The organism is Pseudoalteromonas luteoviolacea, from assembly GCF_001750165.1.
Lineage (GTDB): Bacteria > Pseudomonadota > Gammaproteobacteria > Enterobacterales > Alteromonadaceae > Pseudoalteromonas > Pseudoalteromonas luteoviolacea_G.
Genome location: NZ_CP015412.1, coordinates 625,209 through 646,126, shown reverse-complemented (window position 1 = coordinate 646,126; position 20,918 = coordinate 625,209). Strand labels below are relative to the sequence as shown.

General features: G+C 36.9%; 12 protein-coding genes. 4 read left to right on the top strand and 8 right to left on the bottom strand.

Annotated features, from left to right (window positions below; all coding sequences use genetic code 11):
* Positions 1-144: 144 nt before the first annotated feature.
* Positions 145-2,328, bottom strand: a complete 2,184-nt coding sequence (locus tag S4054249_RS23230; RefSeq protein ID WP_046356749.1) for a malate synthase G — start codon at positions 2,326-2,328, stop codon at positions 145-147.
* Positions 2,329-2,559: 231 nt separating this feature from the next.
* Between S4054249_RS23230 and S4054249_RS23225 the strand changes: the two genes are divergently transcribed.
* The 3 genes from S4054249_RS23225 (at position 2,560) to S4054249_RS23215 (ending at position 7,326) form a co-directional block, all read left to right on the top strand.
* Positions 2,560-4,164, top strand: coding sequence for an isocitrate lyase (locus S4054249_RS23225; RefSeq protein ID WP_046356748.1), 1,605 nt, complete (start codon positions 2,560-2,562; stop codon positions 4,162-4,164).
* A 454-nt stretch (positions 4,165-4,618) separates the two neighbouring features.
* Positions 4,619-6,655: an ATP-binding protein gene (locus S4054249_RS23220; RefSeq protein ID WP_046356747.1), complete on the top strand. Its 2,037-nt coding sequence runs from the start codon at positions 4,619-4,621 to the stop codon at positions 6,653-6,655.
* A 194-nt stretch (positions 6,656-6,849) separates the two neighbouring features.
* Entirely contained in the window at positions 6,850-7,326 is a 477-nt protein-coding gene (locus S4054249_RS23215) for a hypothetical protein (protein WP_046356746.1), read from the top strand.
* Between the two features lie 45 nt (positions 7,327-7,371).
* On the opposite strand, the gene S4054249_RS23210 is transcribed toward S4054249_RS23215, so the two are convergent.
* The 6 genes from S4054249_RS23210 to S4054249_RS23185 form a co-directional block, all read right to left on the bottom strand.
* The gene (locus S4054249_RS23210) at positions 7,372-8,829 is read right to left on the bottom strand and encodes a DNA recombination protein RmuC (RefSeq protein WP_046356745.1); all 1,458 of its coding nucleotides are present in this window, start codon (positions 8,827-8,829) and stop codon (positions 7,372-7,374) included.
* A 126-nt stretch (positions 8,830-8,955) separates the two neighbouring features.
* Entirely contained in the window at positions 8,956-9,645 is a 690-nt protein-coding gene (locus S4054249_RS23205) for a response regulator (RefSeq protein ID WP_046356744.1), read from the bottom strand.
* On the bottom strand, positions 9,645-9,851 hold the full coding sequence (locus S4054249_RS23200) for a hypothetical protein (RefSeq protein WP_046356743.1): 207 nt from the start codon (positions 9,849-9,851) through the stop codon (positions 9,645-9,647). Before S4054249_RS23200 ends, S4054249_RS23205 begins: the two co-directional genes overlap by 1 nt.
* Positions 9,852-10,153: 302 nt before the next feature.
* On the bottom strand, positions 10,154-13,252 hold the full coding sequence (locus S4054249_RS23195; protein WP_046356742.1) for a DEAD/DEAH box helicase: 3,099 nt from the start codon (positions 13,250-13,252) through the stop codon (positions 10,154-10,156).
* 146 nt (positions 13,253-13,398) lie between these two features.
* Entirely contained in the window at positions 13,399-14,364 is a 966-nt protein-coding gene (locus S4054249_RS23190) for a ParB N-terminal domain-containing protein (RefSeq protein WP_046356741.1), read from the bottom strand.
* A 17-nt stretch (positions 14,365-14,381) separates the two neighbouring features.
* Positions 14,382-15,611, bottom strand: coding sequence for an AAA family ATPase (locus S4054249_RS23185; RefSeq protein WP_046356740.1), 1,230 nt, complete (start codon positions 15,609-15,611; stop codon positions 14,382-14,384).
* Positions 15,612-16,319: 708 nt separating this feature from the next.
* On the opposite strand from S4054249_RS23185, the gene S4054249_RS23180 reads away from it, so the two are divergent.
* Positions 16,320-17,534: a replication protein A gene (locus S4054249_RS23180; protein WP_046356739.1), complete on the top strand. Its 1,215-nt coding sequence runs from the start codon at positions 16,320-16,322 to the stop codon at positions 17,532-17,534.
* Positions 17,535-17,581: 47 nt separating this feature from the next.
* Here the strand turns inward: S4054249_RS23180 and S4054249_RS23175 are convergent, their stop codons facing one another.
* Positions 17,582-18,457 (bottom strand): DNA replication terminus site-binding protein, encoded by an 876-nt coding sequence (locus S4054249_RS23175; RefSeq protein WP_046356738.1) that lies wholly within the window; start codon positions 18,455-18,457, stop codon positions 17,582-17,584.
* Between the last annotated feature and the right edge of the window lie 2,461 nt (positions 18,458-20,918).

Here is a 20,918-nt window from a genome sequence, read left to right as displayed (position 1 = left end):
GAAAAAAATAGCGTGTGAGATTATAACAAATTGTATCAATTTGTATCTAAAATCGAATCATTAAAATAAGATAGGGAATTGGAAAGGGGCTTTACAAAAAGCGCTTTGAACATAAAAGCTCAGAGCGCTTGTTTGTGTTACAGATTAATTAGCCTGCTTTTTCAGCCTGCGATAATAATGTAATAAGGGCTCAGTATAACCATTGGGCTGCTGTTTGCCTTCGAAAACAAGCGCCATAGCAGCTTGGTACGCAAGACTATCAGGATTAGGATTAGGATGGCCATCTTTGCACAGTGCTATATAATTCGGGTCATCACTATTTTGACTATCAACCACACTCGCCATTTTAGCAAAAGTAGCCTTGATTTGTGCTGGACTACAAATTTGATGTTCAAGCCAATTCGCAATATGCTGACTTGAAATACGCAAAGTTGCTCTGTCTTCCATTAAGCCGACATGCGAAATGTCTGGCACTTTAGAGCAACCAATACCTTGGTCAATCCAGCGTACGACATAACCTAATATCCCCTGAATATTATTATCCAACTCAGATTGTATATCGGAAGCTGAAAGAATCGTATGGTCTGGCAATAACGGAGGTGCCAATAAATCATCTAAACATTGACTTTGATGGTTCAGCAAAGCACTTTGTTGCGCATGAACATCTATCTCATGGTAATGAATCGCATGAAGTGTGGCAGCGGTAGGGGAGGGAACCCAAGCGGTATTTGCGCCGGCTTCTAGTTGCGCGCCTTTTGTGAGCATCATCTGTGCCATTTCATCTGGTTTAGGCCACATGCCTTTACCTATCTGAGCACGGCCTTTGAAGCCACATACAAGACCCACTTCAACGTTCTGACGTTCATAGGCTGAGATCCAAGGCTGAGCCTTAATCTCTTCTTTTGGTTTAACTGCGCCAGCTAACATTGAAGTGTGAATTTCATCGCCCGTTCTATCTAAAAATCCAGTATTAATAAATACAACACGAGATTTAGCAGCTTCAATACAGGCTTTTAAATTAACCGAAGTGCGCCGCTCTTCGTCCATGATCCCCATTTTAATACTGTTTTGAGGTAACTCTAGCATACGCTCAACTAAGTCAAATAATTCAGCAGTAAAAGCAACCTCTTCAGGGCCATGCATTTTAGGTTTCACGATATTAATACTGGCCGTTTGACTGTTTTTAAATGGACTATTTGTAAGTATGTCATGAAGTGCCGCGGTAGATGTAACAACCGCATCTAAAATGCCTTCAAAAACTTCGCAACCTTGAGCATCAAGGACAGTGGGCGTAGTCATAAGGTGGCCAACATTTCGAACAAACATCATAGCCCGTCCACTCAAAATGATAGGTTCACCAGACAGTGAAATATACTCTCTGTCACTGTTTAAACATCGAGTTACTTGCTGAGTGCCTTTTTTAAATTGCTCCGAAAGAGCGCCTTTATTTAAACCTAGCCAGTTTCGATAAACCAAAATTTTATCTTCAGCATCCACCGCAGCCACAGAGTCTTCACAATCCATAATGGTGGTTAGCGCCGATTCCAAAATAATATCTTTGATCCCCGCTTTATCCGCCCCCCCGATCGGATCTTCATGATCAAAACAGATCTCAAAATGCAGCCCATGATGCTTTAACAAGATCACTGTAGGGTTTTGCTTTTGCCCCTGATAACCGACTAATTGAGATGAGTTTTTTAGCTGTACTTGACGACTATCATTCAAGGTGACTGTCAACGCGCCGTTAACGATGCCATAGTGTGTACTTTCAATATGAGATCCGGTATTTAAAGGCAGCATTTTATCTAATAGTTGCCTGCCATACGCCATCACTTTAAAACCACGTACAGGGTTGTATTTGCTGCCTTTTTCAGCACCATCATCTTCGCCAATTAAATCACTACCATAGAGAGCATCATATAAAGAGCCCCACCGAGCATTTGCAGCATTGAGCGCAAAACGCGCGTTATTCACAGGCACAACTAGCTGTGGCGCTGCAACATGAGCAATTTCGGGATCCGATGCTTCAGTCGTTATTTCAAAGTCTTGGGGCTGAGGTAATAGGTAACCGATAGACTCTAAAAATGTCCGATATTTTTTAGCATCCCAATTAGGGTTTTGAACATGATACCTGTCAATTTGAGCTTGCAAATCATCGCGTTTATCAAGCAAAGCACGATTTTTTGGTGAGAGTATGGCAATAATATTTGCTAAACCTTGCCAAAAAGCATCAGAGCTTAATGGTAAACCATCCAATAATTCTCGGTTCACAAAGTCATAAAATTTAGCATCAATGCTCAGCCCAGTATGTTTCACAGTGGCATTCATAGCAGTGTTCCTAGTGCAATTTATTTTGAACGGGTTATTCAAAAATAAAGCAATTTGTACAAAAACAAACCCCTTTAGTCATTCACAATAAATATACCCACAATAACAACTATAAATTTAAAAAATTTTAAAAGCCGTTCTAGTGTTTAATTAAGCCGCAGCGACTCTCACACAAACGCTTTGGCGCACCGATTATAAATTAGCGTACAACTCGTTCGAAGGATATTAACCATGAGCAACTATCAGTCCCAAATTGACCGCTTTACCACCCTATGTGCAACCAAAGCTCATAACTGGCAATCTATTAACCCTGAATATGCCAGCAGAATGCACTTACAAAATCGCTTTAAAACAGGGCTAGATATCGCCAATTACACCGCCAAAATAATGCGTGAAGACATGGCTCGCTATGATGCTGATCCTGCACAATATACGCAATCTTTGGGATGCTGGCACGGGTTTACAGCACAACAAATGATGATGGCAATCAAAAGGCACCAGAAAACCACAAAAGGCGCTTATGTTTACCTAAGCGGTTGGATGGTAGCAGCGCTCAGATCTGAATTTGGTCCACTACCGGATCAAAGCATGCATGAAAAAACAGCCGTCCCTAAGCTAATAGAAGAAATTTACACCTTCTTAAAACAAGCTGATGCGCGAGAGTTAGATCACTTATACAAGGCACTTGATCGCGCTCAATCAAGCGGACAAGACACCACACAAATACAATCTCAAATAGATAACTTTGAAACCCATATTGTGCCAATTATTGCTGATATCGATGCAGGATTCGGTAACGAAGAAGCAACGTATTTACTTGCTAAACAAATGATAGAAGCAGGTGCTTGTGCAATTCAAATTGAAAACCAAGTATCGGATGCGAAGCAATGCGGCCACCAAGCGGGCAAGGTCACTGTGCCGCATGAAGACTTTTTAGCCAAAATAAACGCCGTCAGATATGCATTTTTAGAACTGGGTATCGAAGACGGTATTATTGTCGCAAGAACGGATTCACTTGGTGCAAGCCTAACGCAAAAAATCCCTGTTTCTAAAGAAGCGGGTGACATCGCAAGTCAATACACCGCATTTCTGGACACGCAAGTTATTGATGAAATCAGCCAACTGCAAGATGGGGATATGGCCATAAAATTAAATGGTCAGTTGCAAAAACCTATCAGATTAGACAATGGCCTATATCAATTTAAAGCAGGTACTGAAAAAGACAGAGTAGTATTGGACTGTGTAACAAGTTTGCAAGCAGGTGCAGATCTACTTTGGATTGAAACTGAAAAGCCCAACGTTGAGCAAATTGCAGAGCTCGTGAACCGCATTAGAGAGCAAGTGCCCAATGCGAAGCTGGTTTATAATAACTCGCCTTCATTCAACTGGACTTTGAAATTCCGTGAGCAAGCTTACGAGGCACTCAAGGCACAAGGCAAAGATCTATCATCTTATCCAGACCCATCACTTGACCCGAAAGCACTCATGGCACCAGAGCTAGATTCAACTGAGCTGGCAAAAATAGCCGATGAAAAAGTAAAAAGCTTCCAGCTAGATGGCGCTACTCATGCTGGTATATTCCATCATCTAATTACTTTACCAACCTACCATACTGTAGCACTGAGCACTGATATTCTCGCCGAGGGGTATTTTGGTGACTTAGGTATGCTCGCATATGTCAGAGATGTTCAAAGACAGGAGATACGCCGAGAACAAGCTTCAGTCAAACACCAAGACTTAGCTGGCTCCAACATAGGTGATACTCACAAAGAGTACTTTAGCGGAGACAATGCGCTTAAAGCGGGTGGTGAAGCCAATACGATGAATCAATTTTAAATAGTTTAATCCCAGCTTGGGCCCGCAGGGCCCTTTTCTACATCTCATCTTTATTCAATCAAGCGGCAGCATTTAAGATCACACTTTTACTTACTAGCCCAAATACAGATCAGAAATATACTAGCGAACATGCGCAATACCAATTTAACGAAAAAATTTGAGTAACATGTCAATTTTTAACCCAAAATATGCCATTAAAGCGCTCAACTGCTCAGTGAATAACAACAATAACCTTGCCGCTGTTATTATAAAGCAAATTTTTACCAACTATGCCTAACCCTTGAGATCTATTTTTTACTAACTGTTTTCTTCGATAAATCATAATTTTACTAACATATTAAGGCTTAGAGCACAATTTTACTTACTCTTTCCCTGTAAACCCCCTTTACATGATCCATATTTGTCACACATTTGTTGCATAGGATGCAACCGTCTTGATTTAACTTGAAAAAATATGAAAAAAATATTCGTGCCTTTGCTTTTAACTTGCATGTTGTCTACCAATACAGCTTTAGCAAGTATAGATATCGATGAATTAAAGCAACTTGAGAAGCAGGGGAAATATCAAATAGCTTTGGACTTAATCGAACCTTGGCGATTAGAAAATTTATCTCAAGACAAGGCATTGGAAGTAATGTTAATTCAAGCCGAAATCTATCGCAAACAGGGGTTGTTTGAAAAAGCCATATCAACCCTTAATTACATTGAAAAAAATCATTATTTAGACACGCAGTTGATTCGTACCATTAATAATGAAAAAGGCATTAACTATCGCCGTATGTCTCGACTTATTGAGGCTGAAGAGCATTACTACAAGGCCTTAAAAGCTGCACAAGAGCTAGAAGACAAAACCTTAATAGGGCTCGCTTACAGTAATCTGGGAACGTTGTATGATCATAAGAACCAACTCGCCCAAGCTATGCAATTTCAACTCAAAGCACAGAGCTATTTGAAAGACAGCAATGATCACGGTATAAAAGCCAGTAACTTCTATAACCTTGGCGATATTTCTGTTAGGTTGGATGATTATGAGCAAGCCGAAATATTTTTCCGTTGGGCACTAGGGGAAGATAAAAAAAATGGTGATATCGTAGCAATCGCAGACAGTGCATTACGTCTCTCCCACGTATCTTATAAGAAAGATAATCATAAAGCGGCAATTGACAACATATATGAAGCATTAAAGTACTTGAAACAAACCAACGCAAATGAGAGCTTATCGCGCGCATATCATATGCTTGCCAGTAACTACATTAAGATAGAGCAAGGAGAAGCAGCCCTTATCAATGCGCATCTCAGTTTAGACTTTGCACAAAAATCTCAAAGTCAATTGCAGCTAATTTATGCGCATATTAGTCTATCTAAAACCTATTTATATTTAAAAAAACCTCAAGTTGCAATAAACTATATTAATGAACTAGAAGAATTAGTAAAGGCAGAGAGCCAAAGCCCATTAACTATACATTATCATGAAATAGCAGCTGATCTTGCAAATCAAACTGAAGATTTAAAATCAGCATTCGAGCATATATACAAAGCGCTTACACTCAATAAAACAATTAGCGCAAAGCTTAATAACCAAAAGGCTGAATCCTACCGTAATAGCATAAGTAGCTTAGTACAACGACAGCAACTCGAAGTCTCTGAAAAAGAGAAGGCCCTTGCCCAAAGTGAGCTAAAACATACTAAACTCATGCAGAAGTCATGGTTAATTGCAGGACTTGCGACACTGTTTATATGCTTACTGTTAATTTACATCTATTTTATTAAACACCGAACTGCAAACCTAGCAGCCAAGCTTTACCATCAAAACTTAAAACAAAAAGAAAAAATGTTGGCTGATATCTCTCATGAACTTAGAACACCGCTTAGTGTATTAAAACTTCATATAGAAGCGCTCGAGCATGGCCTATTTGAAGACAATAATAAAGCCTATGGTAAAATCAACGAAAAGATATCCCAGTTGAACTCTTTAATAACCGATGTATATCAACTCTCTCAAGCAGAAAACAATGCTATTGCATTAAATGAGCAAATCCAATGCGTCCAAACCTTATCGCAAAATTATAGCTATGACATTAAACGCATGACTGAAAACCATGCCCTAACCTTTAGCAGTGAAATCAGTATTCCAGAAGGTTCAACCATCAATATCGATAAACCCAAACTAGATAGAGTTGTCGATAACTTATGTAAGAACACCTGTTTATACACAGACAGTCCAGGAAAAGTGGTATTCAAAATGTATCAAGATAAACATCATCTCAACATACAAATTGAAGACTCGTCACCAACAGTAACAGACGAAGAGCTCCCCAAACTGTTTGAGCGATTATATCGAGTTGAGAGCTCTCGAAGCAGAGCAACCGGAGGGTCAGGTTTAGGTCTTTCGATTTGCAAAAGCTTAGTGGAGCTCATGTCGGGAAGCATTGATATAAAGCGCAGTAACCTTGGCGGATTGGATATCTCAATCGCTTTACCACTTAAATAAAACATGACGACAAAAGCCACTTATGCAAAATAGTGGCTTTTTTGATCTTGTTAGAAAAAACAAATCAACCCTAAAGTAGTACTTTTGTAAATTTGTCAGCCCAACTGATCCGAGCACTATAACTTCCATTTTGATCCATTTTTTATCCACATTGCCCTGTTTTAATAAGCAACATGAACGGGAGGAATTTACTTATGACACAGCGTACAATGAAACACAATGATTGGGTCAAAATTGCCGAGAGAAAAAGGCATAGGAATAAAGTACGACCTAAAAAAAATGTATTACCTTTTTGGTCTTTGCTACTAGCTGGATTTATCATTTTGGCTTCAGCATGGAACTACTGGGTAGACAATAAATCACATTCTGTTGTACATGCTGAAATAAGTCACGATGCTCAGACTCGTATTGACCGCTATTTTTCTAAGCAATACATGATGGGCAGCTGGAAGCTAAGTCGTATCAATTTCAACGACGGTGAATTGAATGTGTTTGTTCAGATCCCAACTCCATTAGCAATGACCAGTAGCGAAATTAAGAGCTATATAAAGCAGTCTCTATGCCCACACCCGAAGAGTACAGTGTGGAATGATGTTAAAAACAACTCACTATTCATTTATCTTTACTCAGATAAACCAAGAAATGGTGATTATGCGTTGTGTACAAGATAAAGTGTGTAATAAGTAAAAAAGGGCGATAGCCCTTTTTTTATGCCATTATTTAAGCTCTAGTTTCGCTTTTTCTAACATTTCTTCAGGCAGTTCCTTGGTTACTGAGACACCTAGTTCCTTAAATTCAGAAGCTTGCTTTATTAAATTTCCTTTACCAGAATACAACTGCCCCAGTGCTTTATCATACGTTTCTTGTGCTTTACCCAGCTGCTTACCAACCCCTTCTAAACTATGCAAAAAACTATTGAGCTTGTTGTAAAATTTTTCTGCACGCAGTGCTAACTCTTTACTATGTTTACTCTGCTCTTCAAAACGCCACAGCTGTTTCACTATATTCAAACTGGTTAATAACGTTGTCGGCGTCGCAACTAACACCTTGTTCTCAAGTGCATATTGATAAATTTCTGGATCATACTTAATCGCCTCAACAAACGCAGACTCTACTGGAATGAACATGATCACCACTTCAGGTGAGTTTAGACCAGGTAACCGCTCATAAGATTTGTCTCCCAGCTCTTTAACCCTCGCTTTAACGGCAATCACATGTTCTTTCAAAGCCTGCTGGGCAGCTACTTCATCCTGTGCGTTCACATATCGGGTATAGGCATTTAAAGATGTTTTTGCGTCGATAACTAAATGACGGCTTTGAGGTAGATACACAATTACATCTGGGCGGTATTTCCCTTCATTCGTCGTAAAACTGACTTCACGTTTATAATCGTAGCCAGGTCTAAGACCTGCGCTGTCTAGCACATTTTCCAGCATCAGCTCACCCCAATTACCTTGGGTTTTAGTTTGGCCTTGAAGCGCTGTAGTCAATTTACTCGCTTGATCGGTCATAGCTTGGTTATTCGCCTGTAAGTGAAGTAGCTCTGTTCTGAGTGCAGCACGTTGCTTTAACTCTTCACTATGAATGGCCTCCATTTTATCCCTGAAGCCTTTAATTTCTCCTTGCACTGGACTTAATATTGTTTGCAGTTTTTCTTGGCTATGTCGCGTAAATTGTTGACTTTTTTCCTCAAAAAGTTTGCTTGCAACATTCTCAAACTCTTGCTTTAGCGTGTTTTTTGCTTGCTCTAATTGCGATATTTGCGCATCAAATGACAATTGCTTTTCAGCGAGTTTGGTTTCCATGTCTGTTAATTGTAAAGCCAATTGATGAGCTTGCTCTTGTGCTTGCTGCGCTTTATTTTGGGCTTGCTGCCATAAGCCGTAATATTCTTTTACTTGTGTATGCTTTTCCGCAAGCCTAGCTTGATATTGTTGTGCTTCACCATGGGTTTTTAACTGCAGCTGCTGAGCTGCGTTCATTTGCTCTTTAAGGTCATCATGTGCTATTTGCAACGCCTCAATTTTACTTTGCGACATAGCATGTATCGAACGTAATTTTTGTTTTGATAAATAGGTAAGAATGAAAAAAATTAAACCGGATAACACTGCACCAGAGCCGAAAAGTCCAAATGCAATTTGCCAAGGTAGCGAAGAAAAACCAGTCCAAAGCATAATATGACTCTAACAATTAAATCTAGTTAAATCATACATCAGAGTCAGCTTTCAATCACTTAGAAGAGCGATATAACTGAAATAAAATAATGTGCTAACTGATGCCAGCACATATAATGAGGGAGTTTAGCTATTTATGTGTTGTTCGTTAAATCGGTATCCAGCACCGTATACTGATTCGACGATTTTAGGTGATATTTCGATATTCTTAATTTTCTTACGAATATTTTTAATATGACTATCAATAACTCGGTCAGAAATATCAAAGTTATCTGGTTGTATATGGTCTAAAATTTGCTGGCGAGAGAATACTCGGTTTGGTGCATTATATAGCATTGCAAATACGTCAAATTCTACTTTGGTTAAACTCAACGATTGACCCTTCAGTGAAACCAACAGTTGTGACTCATTCACTTCAATATTTGGTGTATCAGCAGCTTGTGGGGCACTACAGCGACGCAAAATTGCCTTGATACGCATAACCAGCTCAGCTGCACTGAACGGCTTACAGACATAATCATCAGCCCCAAACTCAAGCCCTTTGAGCCTATCCGATTCAGAGACCTTAGCTGTTAACATCACAATGGGTACCATGGAAAATTCTCGGATTTGCCTCATACACTCTACACCATCTTGATTTGGTAACATTATGTCCATCAAGATGGCATCTGGGCTATTTTGTCTTACCCAGCTTACCACTTCTGCACCGTCTGCAATATGTGTTATTTCAAAGCCTGAAGCCTTAAAAAACAGCATAACTTGTTCTGCAATATCAAAATCATCTTCGACGATCAAAATGTGGTTTTTTTCTTCCATTAGTTTCTCTTACTGGCTTTTAACACTCGGAGTTGTCGCTTCACCTGCTTTTTAAGATCTGCTGACAGTGTATCGTCAAATAGCAATGTTGTTAGAATGCTTGTCAGATCATCAGAGCTTGCAACTTCATTAATGAGATCATAGTCGCACAGCGATTGTGGTTCAATAAAGTTTAACTGCGAAATCGTATTTTCATAGCACAACATAATAACCCACCCTTAAGTCCAATTCATTTGGTTTTCGTTTTCCTATGTGCTTATTAAAGTGAAAGAATGTGGATCAAATGTGGAACAAAGCAAGAAATGAAGCGTAATACCATTACACGCCATTACACCACTCGAGAACAAAAACCTGGGAGATAAAAAAGAAAACCAGCTCAATTGAGCTGGTCATTACAAATTTAGCGATGTAATTAATAAGGGGGAAATCAACATGTGCTCACTGCGAATGTCGTCTTACAGTGCGCATAGTAATAGACTACCCATTGAATCATTAGTTCAAAATAATTTTAACTTTTTATCAATTCGAGCATTTGTGCTTCATTAAACTGGTTAAGGTTGACACCAGTATCAGCAAATAACGCATCTACCAATGCCTGTTTATCTTTTTGCATTTGATAGACTTTCTGTTCAATAGAGTTAGCTACAATTAACTTGTAGACAAATACTGGCTTATCTTGGCCAATACGATAAGCTCTATCTGTGGCTTGGTTTTCAACAGCAGGGTTCCACCATGGGTCGAAGTGTATGACGGTATCTGCTTGTGTTAAATTAAGCCCTGTACCACCGGCCTTAAGAGAAATTAGAAAAACGTCCACATCTCCCTCGGTAAAACGTGCAATCGCTTTGTCTCTATGCCTCGTTTGACCAGTGAGCATGGTGAATGGAATTTCAACTTCTTCGCAAAGCGAAGCAATCATATCCAAAACAGTCGTAAATTGGCTAAAAATGATAATTTTTCGACCTTCTTTTAACAAGATAGGTAAGTGCTCTTTCAACCATTTAAATTTAGCACTTTGCTGATGTGCACCGGTTTTATCAACTAACTCTGGATGACAACAAATTTGCCTCAATTTAAGAAGCGCATCTAAGAACGCCAATTTACTGCTTTCAACACCTTGCTCTTTAAATAGATCAATTAAGCTTGTTTCAATTTGCCCTTGCACATGTTGATAAAGCGATGCTTGCTCAGGCATAAACTCAAGCTTTTTGATAAGTTCAGTTTTAGCAGGCAACTCTCGTACCACTTCTGACTTCGTTCTTCGTAAAATAAAGGGCGCTATCAGTGATTGAAGCTCTTTGGCACGCTTACTATCTCTTTCTTTTTCAATTGGTTGCTGGAAGTTTTGCTTAAATTGCTGCTTGGTACCAAGCACATCTGGCATCACAAAGTCCAATAAAGATTTTAGCTCCATTAAATTATTTTCAACCGGCGTTCCACTCATACATAGTTTGAACTCTGCTGAAAGTTGCTTTACACATTTCGAAATCTGCGCAGTTTCATTTTTAATATATTGTGCTTCATCAAGCACAATAGAGTCGAAATGTAATTCTGAATAATGCGCCAAATCGCGTTTCAAAAGCGGGTAGGTTGTAATAATAAAACGTGCTTGGGCGACTTGATTTAACTGCTTATCTCGATTACTGCCGTGAACAGTAAGTACAGGCAAATGAGGCGCGAATTTCTTGAATTCATTTTGCCAATTTCCGACTAAAGAAGTAGGACAAACAATTAACGACGGCTTTGTTACCAATGTATTATGCTGTGAAATAAAGTACGCGATTACTTGAAGGGTCTTACCTAGACCCATATCATCAGCCAAAATTCCACCAAGCTGATGACGGTTTAAAAATTTAAGCCAGTTTACGCCTTGTAACTGATAATCCCTTAAAGTGAATCGACCTTGTCCATCAGCCAAAGCAGCAGGGTGAGTTTGAATAGGTTTATCAAGCTCGGATAAGTAATCTAAAAGTCGAGCATCATCTGAGACACTTTCTACACAATCCAACTCAAATAGTTTTTTGGCATAAGATAACGGGAACTTAAATTGAGAACTTGATAAATAATAACTAAACCTAGATTTAAGCAATAACAACTCTTCGTACACACCTTTCGAGATAGCATAATATTGCTGAGCTATTTGTACGTACTGGAAAGTATTGGCAATGGAGTTAACTTCATGGCAGGGTGCTTTATCCCAATCTAGTAAAATTTGTCGATCATCAAACATTACTTTACCGATGACATGATGCTTTTTATCTCGTTTGAGCTGCAATGTTACTTTCGGTAGCAGTACCTTTTTAGAATTTTGCAGTTCTTCAACTTGCCACATCTTGCGCTGTAAATAAGGCCTCACTTCACAGTTATACCAGTGATAAGCAACCTCATCTTCAACTGGAAGCTTAAACCCGCCACCTTGAGCTTCGAAGCCCAAACCGAGAAGCATTTTTTCGCATCGATTTAATTGCTTCTCTGTTGAGTATTTCTTTGTAGAGTCGAATAACGACAACTTAAGGTGCGTATATTCTCCCTCATTTACTGACAATTTAGCGACTAACTTGTTTTTGTCGATTAGGTTTTCATAACCCTGTGGAGGAGGTATCACATTATCAGCAAAAATATCTTGGAATCGCTTAATAACAGCTTCAATTTTAGCCTTTTGAATACTAGGCATTGTATGCAAATGAGCAATTTCTTTTGCACTTAATTCTGATTCAATTCGCCCAAGGAGCATGTTTTCAGTATCAAGGTAGACAGGAGGATCTGATTTTATCAACAACCATTGATCAACCTCAGATAAATGACTGACCAGCTTAAAGTCATCATTCTCCTTTTGCCAAGAAAAATGTAAATGCTGCATATGGCCGAACTGAAGTGGCTTGCGACTATTGCCAAAAAAGCAACGTTTAGTAGAGGTTAGCTGTTGAAGAGCTGCAAACCCCCACTTACCCGATAATTCAAAATGTCCTGGTGTATTTTGCGAGCGTACCCAGCTGAACAGACGATAATCACTCTCAAGAATATCTTTCGGTGGAACATGTGCATTGAGTTGTTTTTCAGTAAGTACACGGCCTAACGGATAATGCCCATCAGGCTTATGAGGTGACATTTTAGGGTTTAATAACACTTCATTGCCTCGTTGTTCCAAGACAAACAAAAGTACATTAGATGCGTCTAAATCCGATGACTGCTGAAGTGCTGATAATTCATTAAACCAATCATTTACCAAAAAAGATTCGCCAAAACCACCTGAATGGTCGACCTTCAACTTTAATAACACAGCAGCAATATGACGACATTTAGGGTTATTCGAACACGAGCACTGCGCTTCAACAGAAGGAGTCCCTTTTACTTGCTCAATTTTGATGTGCTGCGTAAAGGTGTTGCCATGATTCCCAAGAACTTGAGCATCTATTCTGGAAAAGTCATCACTGTGCTCCAAAAATGATATTTGATCATCATTTAGGTACTCTTTAGCCTTCGTTAACATAGCAGAATTGAAATACTGCTTTAAGAAACGATCTGATAAAGGAAACTGCGACGACTGTTCCTGTTTAATTTCTTCAAATAAAGCTAATAGTTGCTCTTTAGATAACTGCGAGGACATTTCTTAACAAGTAATAAAACGTAAAGGACCAGTATATGAAATTACCGTTTTGAGCTAAAGAGGAAAATGGGACTAAATTATGAAAAATTGACTGGTTGGATGTCAAAAAATATTAAAAAGGCCTAGAAAAACTAGGCCGTAACATATTAATTAAAACTGTTTAACAGTTTTTGTAACTGCTCTAAACGTTTATCTGTCAGTACCTTATCATCAATTTTTACAGTGATTGCACCTGAATTAAGACTGCGTTGGACTTTAACGTACTTATTTTCTAACAGTGCCTCTGAACGGCTTGTAGACTCGTCATTAAACGTAGTTAAGTACTTAGTTATGGCAATGGCACGCTTTTCATCACTCATTTCTTCAGTGAAAAGTGTCTGAACTGAAAACTGGGCAAGCTTTATATCAAATTGCTCAGGTTGTTCTTTTCTTGCATTTATGAGCTTTTTAGCAACTTCTCGGCCTAAATGATTTGGCGTAGGATAGAGCAAAACAACATCACGATTTATATGTTCGTATGCTTTAATTGCATCAGCAACTGCGGTGTGTGACACCCCCTCTATCGCAGCAATTTCTCGGTATGAGCCTTTATTACCAACTTCTTGAAGCTTAGAACGAGTCTGTTCATAAGCTTTACCTAATTCCCATAAACTCGGTGCAATATATTGATCTGAGGAAACCGCTAATACTTTCGCATCTTCACTTGTAAAGTCTTCAGAAGTCAACACTACATAGTTCGCTTCGGCAATTAAACAAGCCTTGCGCCTTCTAGAACCGGATAATACATGAAGCTGACCGCCTTTTTCCCAACAAAGCGCTGGATGCATATTTCGACCATCATTTTTGATAGCAGGGAGAATATCAGCAACCGACTTTTCGTTTAATAAGGATTGTTCACGTCGGTTCTGACCAAATACAACTGTTTTGTCTGCAATTTTAGAAAAAGGGATCACTTCACACTTTAATTTGATCGTTCTATTAGGATCGCTGGGTGATGGCATTTGCACAACATCACCGATATTTGTTTGACCAAGTAATTCATCCAAGCTGCTATTTTCTACAGGTGTTGCAAAGGGATCTAATCGAGTATCATTCTTACGTTTTCTAGCCATTGTTTAACCTTGGTTTATTAATCTAAGCTTGATTGTGTGGAGGCCCAATTTGAACGAATTAGCATTTCTAATTCATCGACGACATCTTTTATGTTTTCTTGAGCGCGAAGCAAGGACTCTCTGCTTGCAAGCGAGTCTGATGTTTTTTGATCGAAAATAGTATTAAAAGAGGAGGAACTTGCTGTGATTGCAGAACTGTGATTAATGGGATAGCTCATAACTTGACGGCCAAATGCGGTTCTAACGTCTTTAACAATATCTCGTTGTGAATGATTGCCTTTAACATAATTAGTAACAAGGAATTGCATAAAGTCCCAACCATCATGACCAAGAGCTGCAACGGTATGATAAATCTCACCAAGCCTTTTAAGGTATTTGTTGTTTGCGTCAAAATCTACAGCTTCTGGGTGAACAGGGATCAGCATGGCTGTAGAAGCCATCAGAGCGTTGTAGAACATGAAATTAAGAGAAGGAGCAGTATCTATAAGAATTATATCAAACTCGTCTTGTACAGGCTCTATGACACGTTCCTTTAACTTATGGTAATGTCTTGTTTGCTCGTAACCATTAGATTCTTTTAATTCGGTTGCGGTTTCATGCTCAAAATAGAAGTCGTCCATACCAGACGGGAGGATTCTAATATTTGGAATATGTGTCTTTTGAAAAGAATCAGCAACAAGTTGAGACCACGTTTCACCTTCATCAAGCTCTATGCAATCACGCATAAGATCGCCAACAGTGATCGGATCATGATCATTGGAAGGAAAGAAACTAGAGGAGGATCCTTGAGGATCTAGATCAATTATGCCGATCCTGTAACGTTTAATATTTGTTGTAGCCAATGCAGCTGCTAAATTGACCAAAGATGTTGTTTTGCCACAACCTCCTTTTAGGCTGTTGATTACAATAACTTGGAGTTTGTCGCTTGAGTCTCTGTGATCTGCTTTGATCCCAAGGATATCGGCCATAGCAAAAATATTACTTAAGGTGTAAGCATAATGACCATTAGCGCCTTTTTGGATTTGTAATAGATCAAAATCGCCTTGATCATGTCTTCTTTTTAAAGTGCGATTATTAACACCTAATAAATCGGCTGCTGCTTTTTGAGTATAAGTTCTGAGTTCTTTATCATCAGATTTGAGATGTGCTCGATAGTGTTGAATTCTACCTTCAAGAGATCGTTCTGCAACTTCAGCTGTTGCTTTCAACAATTTATAAGTAGAAAGTGCGTTGCTATTTATAGACATACGTATAATCCTTAAATTTATACCTTATATTATAATGTCCACCTATTGAAACGTAAACCTATAAAGTAGAAGACATCTAAAAAAAATATGATTTATTAATTTTCATAAGATTAATAAAGAAGTTTAAGTATGTTTAAATATAAAGGTATATAAGGTTAAGGACGCAGAATCTAATTCTAATTGCTTGTTTTAAATGAATTTTTGTAATTACAGCAGATCAAGAAAATACGTGGTAAAGATCAGATCTATTACTACTGACAGATCAAGATAATACTAACCACTAACAATCATTTTATTATAATAACAGCTTATCCACAGTCTTATAAACAATACTGGCGTTATAGATCAAATTTATACTAAGAAAAATAAAGTAGTTATCAACAAACCTTTCAAAAATCATAAAAATAAGTATATATAGATCTGATCTATACTATGAATAGATCAGATCTTTACTAAATCGGCGTACTGTTATGCACAGGGCTACGACAAACATAAGTAAAATCGAGCTTTTTTGAAAACATTTAGTATGAAGAAACACGAATTTGCACCCCTGTTAGTAAAAAATTGATCTGTGTAGCCATTAAAGTAGGTAAAATATTGATCTATGAAAAAACTTGAGAACAGATCAGTTTTTTACTAACTTTAATTATTAACTTTTTCCTTTGAATGTGTTGTTATTAGCTGTCGGAAGAATCAGGAAGTAAAAACATGAGCCGCAAGGTAAACATCTCTGTTGACAATCTGCCAGACTCATTAAGAGGTCAAATCCATGGCGTTGAGAGTGCAATTGATAACGAAAGTTTAGCTCTCTTTACGGATAACAAAGATGTACGAATTTCAATCGAAAATACCAATCATGGCCTGAGAGCATATTCAAATACTTTTAACCACTATGATTTGTGGGGACGGTTTGTTCGTTCTGGTTACAAAAAGTTGCCATTAGAAGAGGCGCCTAAAAAAACCATTATTACAAGACGGATATCTGAGAAAGTTGATGGTATTTTGTACGATGGTGAAATAAAAATCACCCCAGCTGTCGTGAGCAGTAAAAAAGATGGTGAAGAAACGGAGTTTTTAGTTTGGCCATCAGATAGGGAAGAAAAGGTTGAACGAGCACTTATTCGCCTTGCTTCAAAAGGAAAAATAGTAAAAATTAATTTTAAGTCCGGTATTCAATATGCTGTGATTTTTTCTATGAATGAATTGGCCCAAGAGCTTAAAGCTGTAGGCCAATCAATGCCTTACCCTCAAATAAAAGAATCTTTAGAAGCGCTTCAAGGTTCTAAATTGTCTTTCAAATATCGAGCGACAGATACAAAAAATAGTAGCGTGGATGATTCGTTCTACGAATCTAATATGAACTTCTTATCTTCATTACATTTTAGTGGTAAAAAAGGACAAGGCGGAAATATTAAATGTGTTGCTTGTCTTAATGCATTTGTACATAACATGATCGATAATTTAGAGTACAAAGGTTATTATTTTAATAGTGCTCAAGAATTAAAGCGCGGATTATCTCGATGGATGATGCTGAGACTTTATCATTTATGGAGATACGCGGCGCCTGGAAAAACATATCACTTTAGACTTTTATCGATAATGGAAAAGTATGGTTCTATCTATTCAACGGATGAGATTACAGATAATAAATTGAAAGCTCTTCGTCGAGATATGACAACTACTATGAAAGATCTAATCGAAAAAGGTGCTATTTCTGAATATAACATTTCAAACGTGAAAGATGATGATAGTGGTCGAATTGTAGACTATGTTTATGAAATGCATCCATCAACACAGTTTTGTGAAGAAATTTTAGCCTTGAATAAACATAACAAACGAATTGAGATTCAGGGTGGTAAAAGACTAGTTGAAACTGCTGAAATCATTGATGAAGATATTCTAGAAGAAATTGTAAAGAAATAACAGAAAAGGCTAATTATGTTAAATTAGCCCTCAATAACTCTTGCTCTTTAACTATCGTTTAGATTTTCAAGGTAAATCCTCTCTATTAGGTAAGAATAATCCTTCTTTCTCACATCGATATTTCTAGAATTGTAGTTAGGCAGAGATCCTATTTTCGTTTCTTTTTGAGGATTTAACAAAATAAATGGAAGCGCTCCACTAACATGATAACGATTTTTTGCTGTAAACCTGATGTTTACTTCAGGTGTTACTCTTGTCGGTCTTTTAATTCTTAATTTACTTTTTTCGCTTAAACTGGATACTCTAATTTTTTCTAACTCAACAATTTGTTGCCAACTTTGTTGATCTATTACTCTAGGATTTGAATATCCAGATGATTTATTAAGCATTTCTAAAGCTAAGGACTTTGATAACGTAGTAGTAGAGTGCTTTTTCATCCAAGTGAAGCGAACAGAATAGGGGATTGTATCTTCAAAGTGTATTTTTCGATAAGCTGCTAATGTAATTAAATTTGGTATCGCATTATGTACAGCTTCAAACCTTGCGTCGTTATTAGATATTTTAAGAATTAACTCTTTAAAGTTGTTTTTTGCTTTATTAACTTCAATTAGACGAGCTTTCAATTTTCCTTCAAAATCATTGACTGAAATAAGGCCTGGGTGACGAGTTAGAATTTTGCTACTTTTTTTATCTCCTACATAAAGATCTTTATATCCAGAGATACATTTCTTAAAAGCCTCATCACCAGATAGAGTAATAACAGGAATACTATCTGGAGCCTTTTTTTCATCTTCATGTTTTACGTCTGGTAATTGAAAATAGCTACAGTTAATAATTTCAGCTATTTTTAATTCTTCACATAACAAGTTTATTTGGTCATTTAGGTAATCAAAATTACTTCTTAATTTAAATTTGGATGACATTGTAATTTTATAAGTATGATGTGTTCCTTTTATTATATATAAAAAATGGCTGTTTATCTAATGTAATCAATAAAATTAGTTAAATAGGATTAAGAACACATCATCCGAATGTGTTCAGCGTGCATGGATATTTATATCTTGTTAGTTTGTAAGTTTAAAAATCAGGCGATGGTGTGGATTATTCTTAATAACATATAAGTATGATGTGTTCCTTTATAAAATACCATTTCTTTTATTATTATCAACTTAAATATTGAAATGTAATGTTATACAAAAGATTAGTTATTCATTTAACGCACATTTGATATGCAGGGCCAAACTTAAGAATAATGTACAGACTTTTAAGAATCGAGAATAGGCTAAATAAAAGAGAGCTTATTTTATACAGTTGAGTTTCAGAGTTGAGTTTCAGAGTTGAGTTTCAGAGTTGAGTTTCAGAGTTGAGTTTCAGAGTTGAGTTTCAGAGTTGAGTTTCAGAGTTGAGTTTCAGAGTTGAGTTTCAGAGTTGAGTTTCAGAGTTGAGTTTCAGAGTTGAGTTTCAGAGTTGAGTTTCAGAGTTGAGTTTCAGAGTTGAGTTTCAGAGTTGAGTTTCAGAGTTGAGTTTCAGAGTTGAGTTTCAGAGTTGAGTTTCAGAGTTGAGTTTCAGAGTTGAGTTTCAGAGTTGAGTTTCAGAGTTGAGTTTCAGAGTTGAGTTTCAGAGTTGAGTTTCAGAGTTGAGTTTCAGAGTTGAGTTTCAGAGTTGAGTTTCAGAGTTGAGTTTCAGAGTTGAGTTTCAGAGTTGAGTTTCAGAGTTGAGTTTCAGAGTTGAGTTTCAGAGTTGAGTTTCAGAGTTGAGTTTCAGAGTTGAGTTTCAGAGTTGAGTTTCAGAGTTGAGTTTCAGAGTTGAGTTCAAGTTTAAGTAAAGAGTTGAGTTCAAGTTTAAGTAAAGAGTTGAGTTTCAGAGTTGAGTTTCAGAGTTGAGTTCAAGTTTAAGTAAAGAGTTGAGTTCAAGTTTAAGTAAAGAGTTGAGTTCAAGTTTAAGTAAAGAGTTGAGTTCAAGTTTAAGTAAAGAGTTGAGTTCAAGTTTAAGTAAAGAGTTGAGTTCAAGTTTAAGTAAAGAGTTCAAGTTTAAGTAAAGAGTTCAAGTTTAAGTAAAGAGTTCAAGTTTAAGTAAAGAGTTCAAGTTTAAGTAAAGAGTTCAAGTTTAAGTAAAGAGTTCAAGTTTAAGTAAAGAGTTCAAGTTTAAGTAAAGAGTTCAAGTTTAAGTAAAGAGTTCAAGTTTAAGTAAAGAGTTCAAGTTTAAGTAAAGAGTTCAAGTTTAAGTAAAGAGTTCAAGTTTAAACAACCTGTGTTAGTGGCAACTAATATAAATTCGGATTAACGATAAATTTAACATAACAAATATTTGTGAGCATAAAAAGCGATTGGAATGCGCATATACTTTTGACCAATATTTTTTTAAATTTTACTCAGTAATAATTTATATTATTTATATAATAAAAGTATGATGTGTTCCTATAAGGTTAACCCTTTCTAGTTACTTTGACAAGTTTCGGTTTGCTCACACTCTGGAATATTTAAGTTGAAGAAATATCAAAATCAATATTTTATCAATTGATCGAATAAAGTTTTAGATCGCTTATTCCCAACAGGATTATTACTCAAATCAAAATAATTAACAATTTAAGGAAATATTCATTTTTAAACTCAATACTTAAGCATTAGAATGAGTAGGTTTAAACAGCTGGAAGTAATAGCGTGACGAACTGAAAATAGTTAAATACGTCTAAAAGTCAAAAGTGGCTTGTATATAAGTAGAGCCTCGGTGCTACTGTACATAGAAAAAGGCAATTAAGAGTACTAAGGATAATCACTTTTCAAAATAAGAATGGGAAAGTAGTTATCTATAAAATATGAAATGAATCCACGAATCCACGAATCCACGAATCCACGAATCCACGAATCCACGAATCCACGAATCCACGAATCCACGAATCCACGAATCCACGAATCCACAATTTATTATTGCCATTTTTTTAATTTAAGATATCTCAATATTAATCTTAATAACTTCGATAAACGTACAGGATCATTAAGAATCTGTTAAAGGAGATTACTAATTTGATTATATTGCTCTAATGATTAATCTGAAAAATGAGGGGATGTATTAAATTTAAGCACATAATATCATTTTTAATCATTTCTCCAGGACTGGGTAGAACGAAAACAACATTTATCAACCATAGTTAGAATTTAAAAGGTATGGAAGTGTGCTAATTAAAATTAACAGAGTAAGTTCAAATGATACTCAAAAAAGAAATAGGAATGGGCTTAAAATATAAAAACTCATTAATAAAAAAAGACAAATTACAGTTTAAAAAATCAAAATTGAAATACTTACATTTGAAATTTTCTCAGTAACTTCCATTATTGCTTCAGGTTCCACTGGTTAATACTAAACGTATCCCTGAAAACCCTCTAA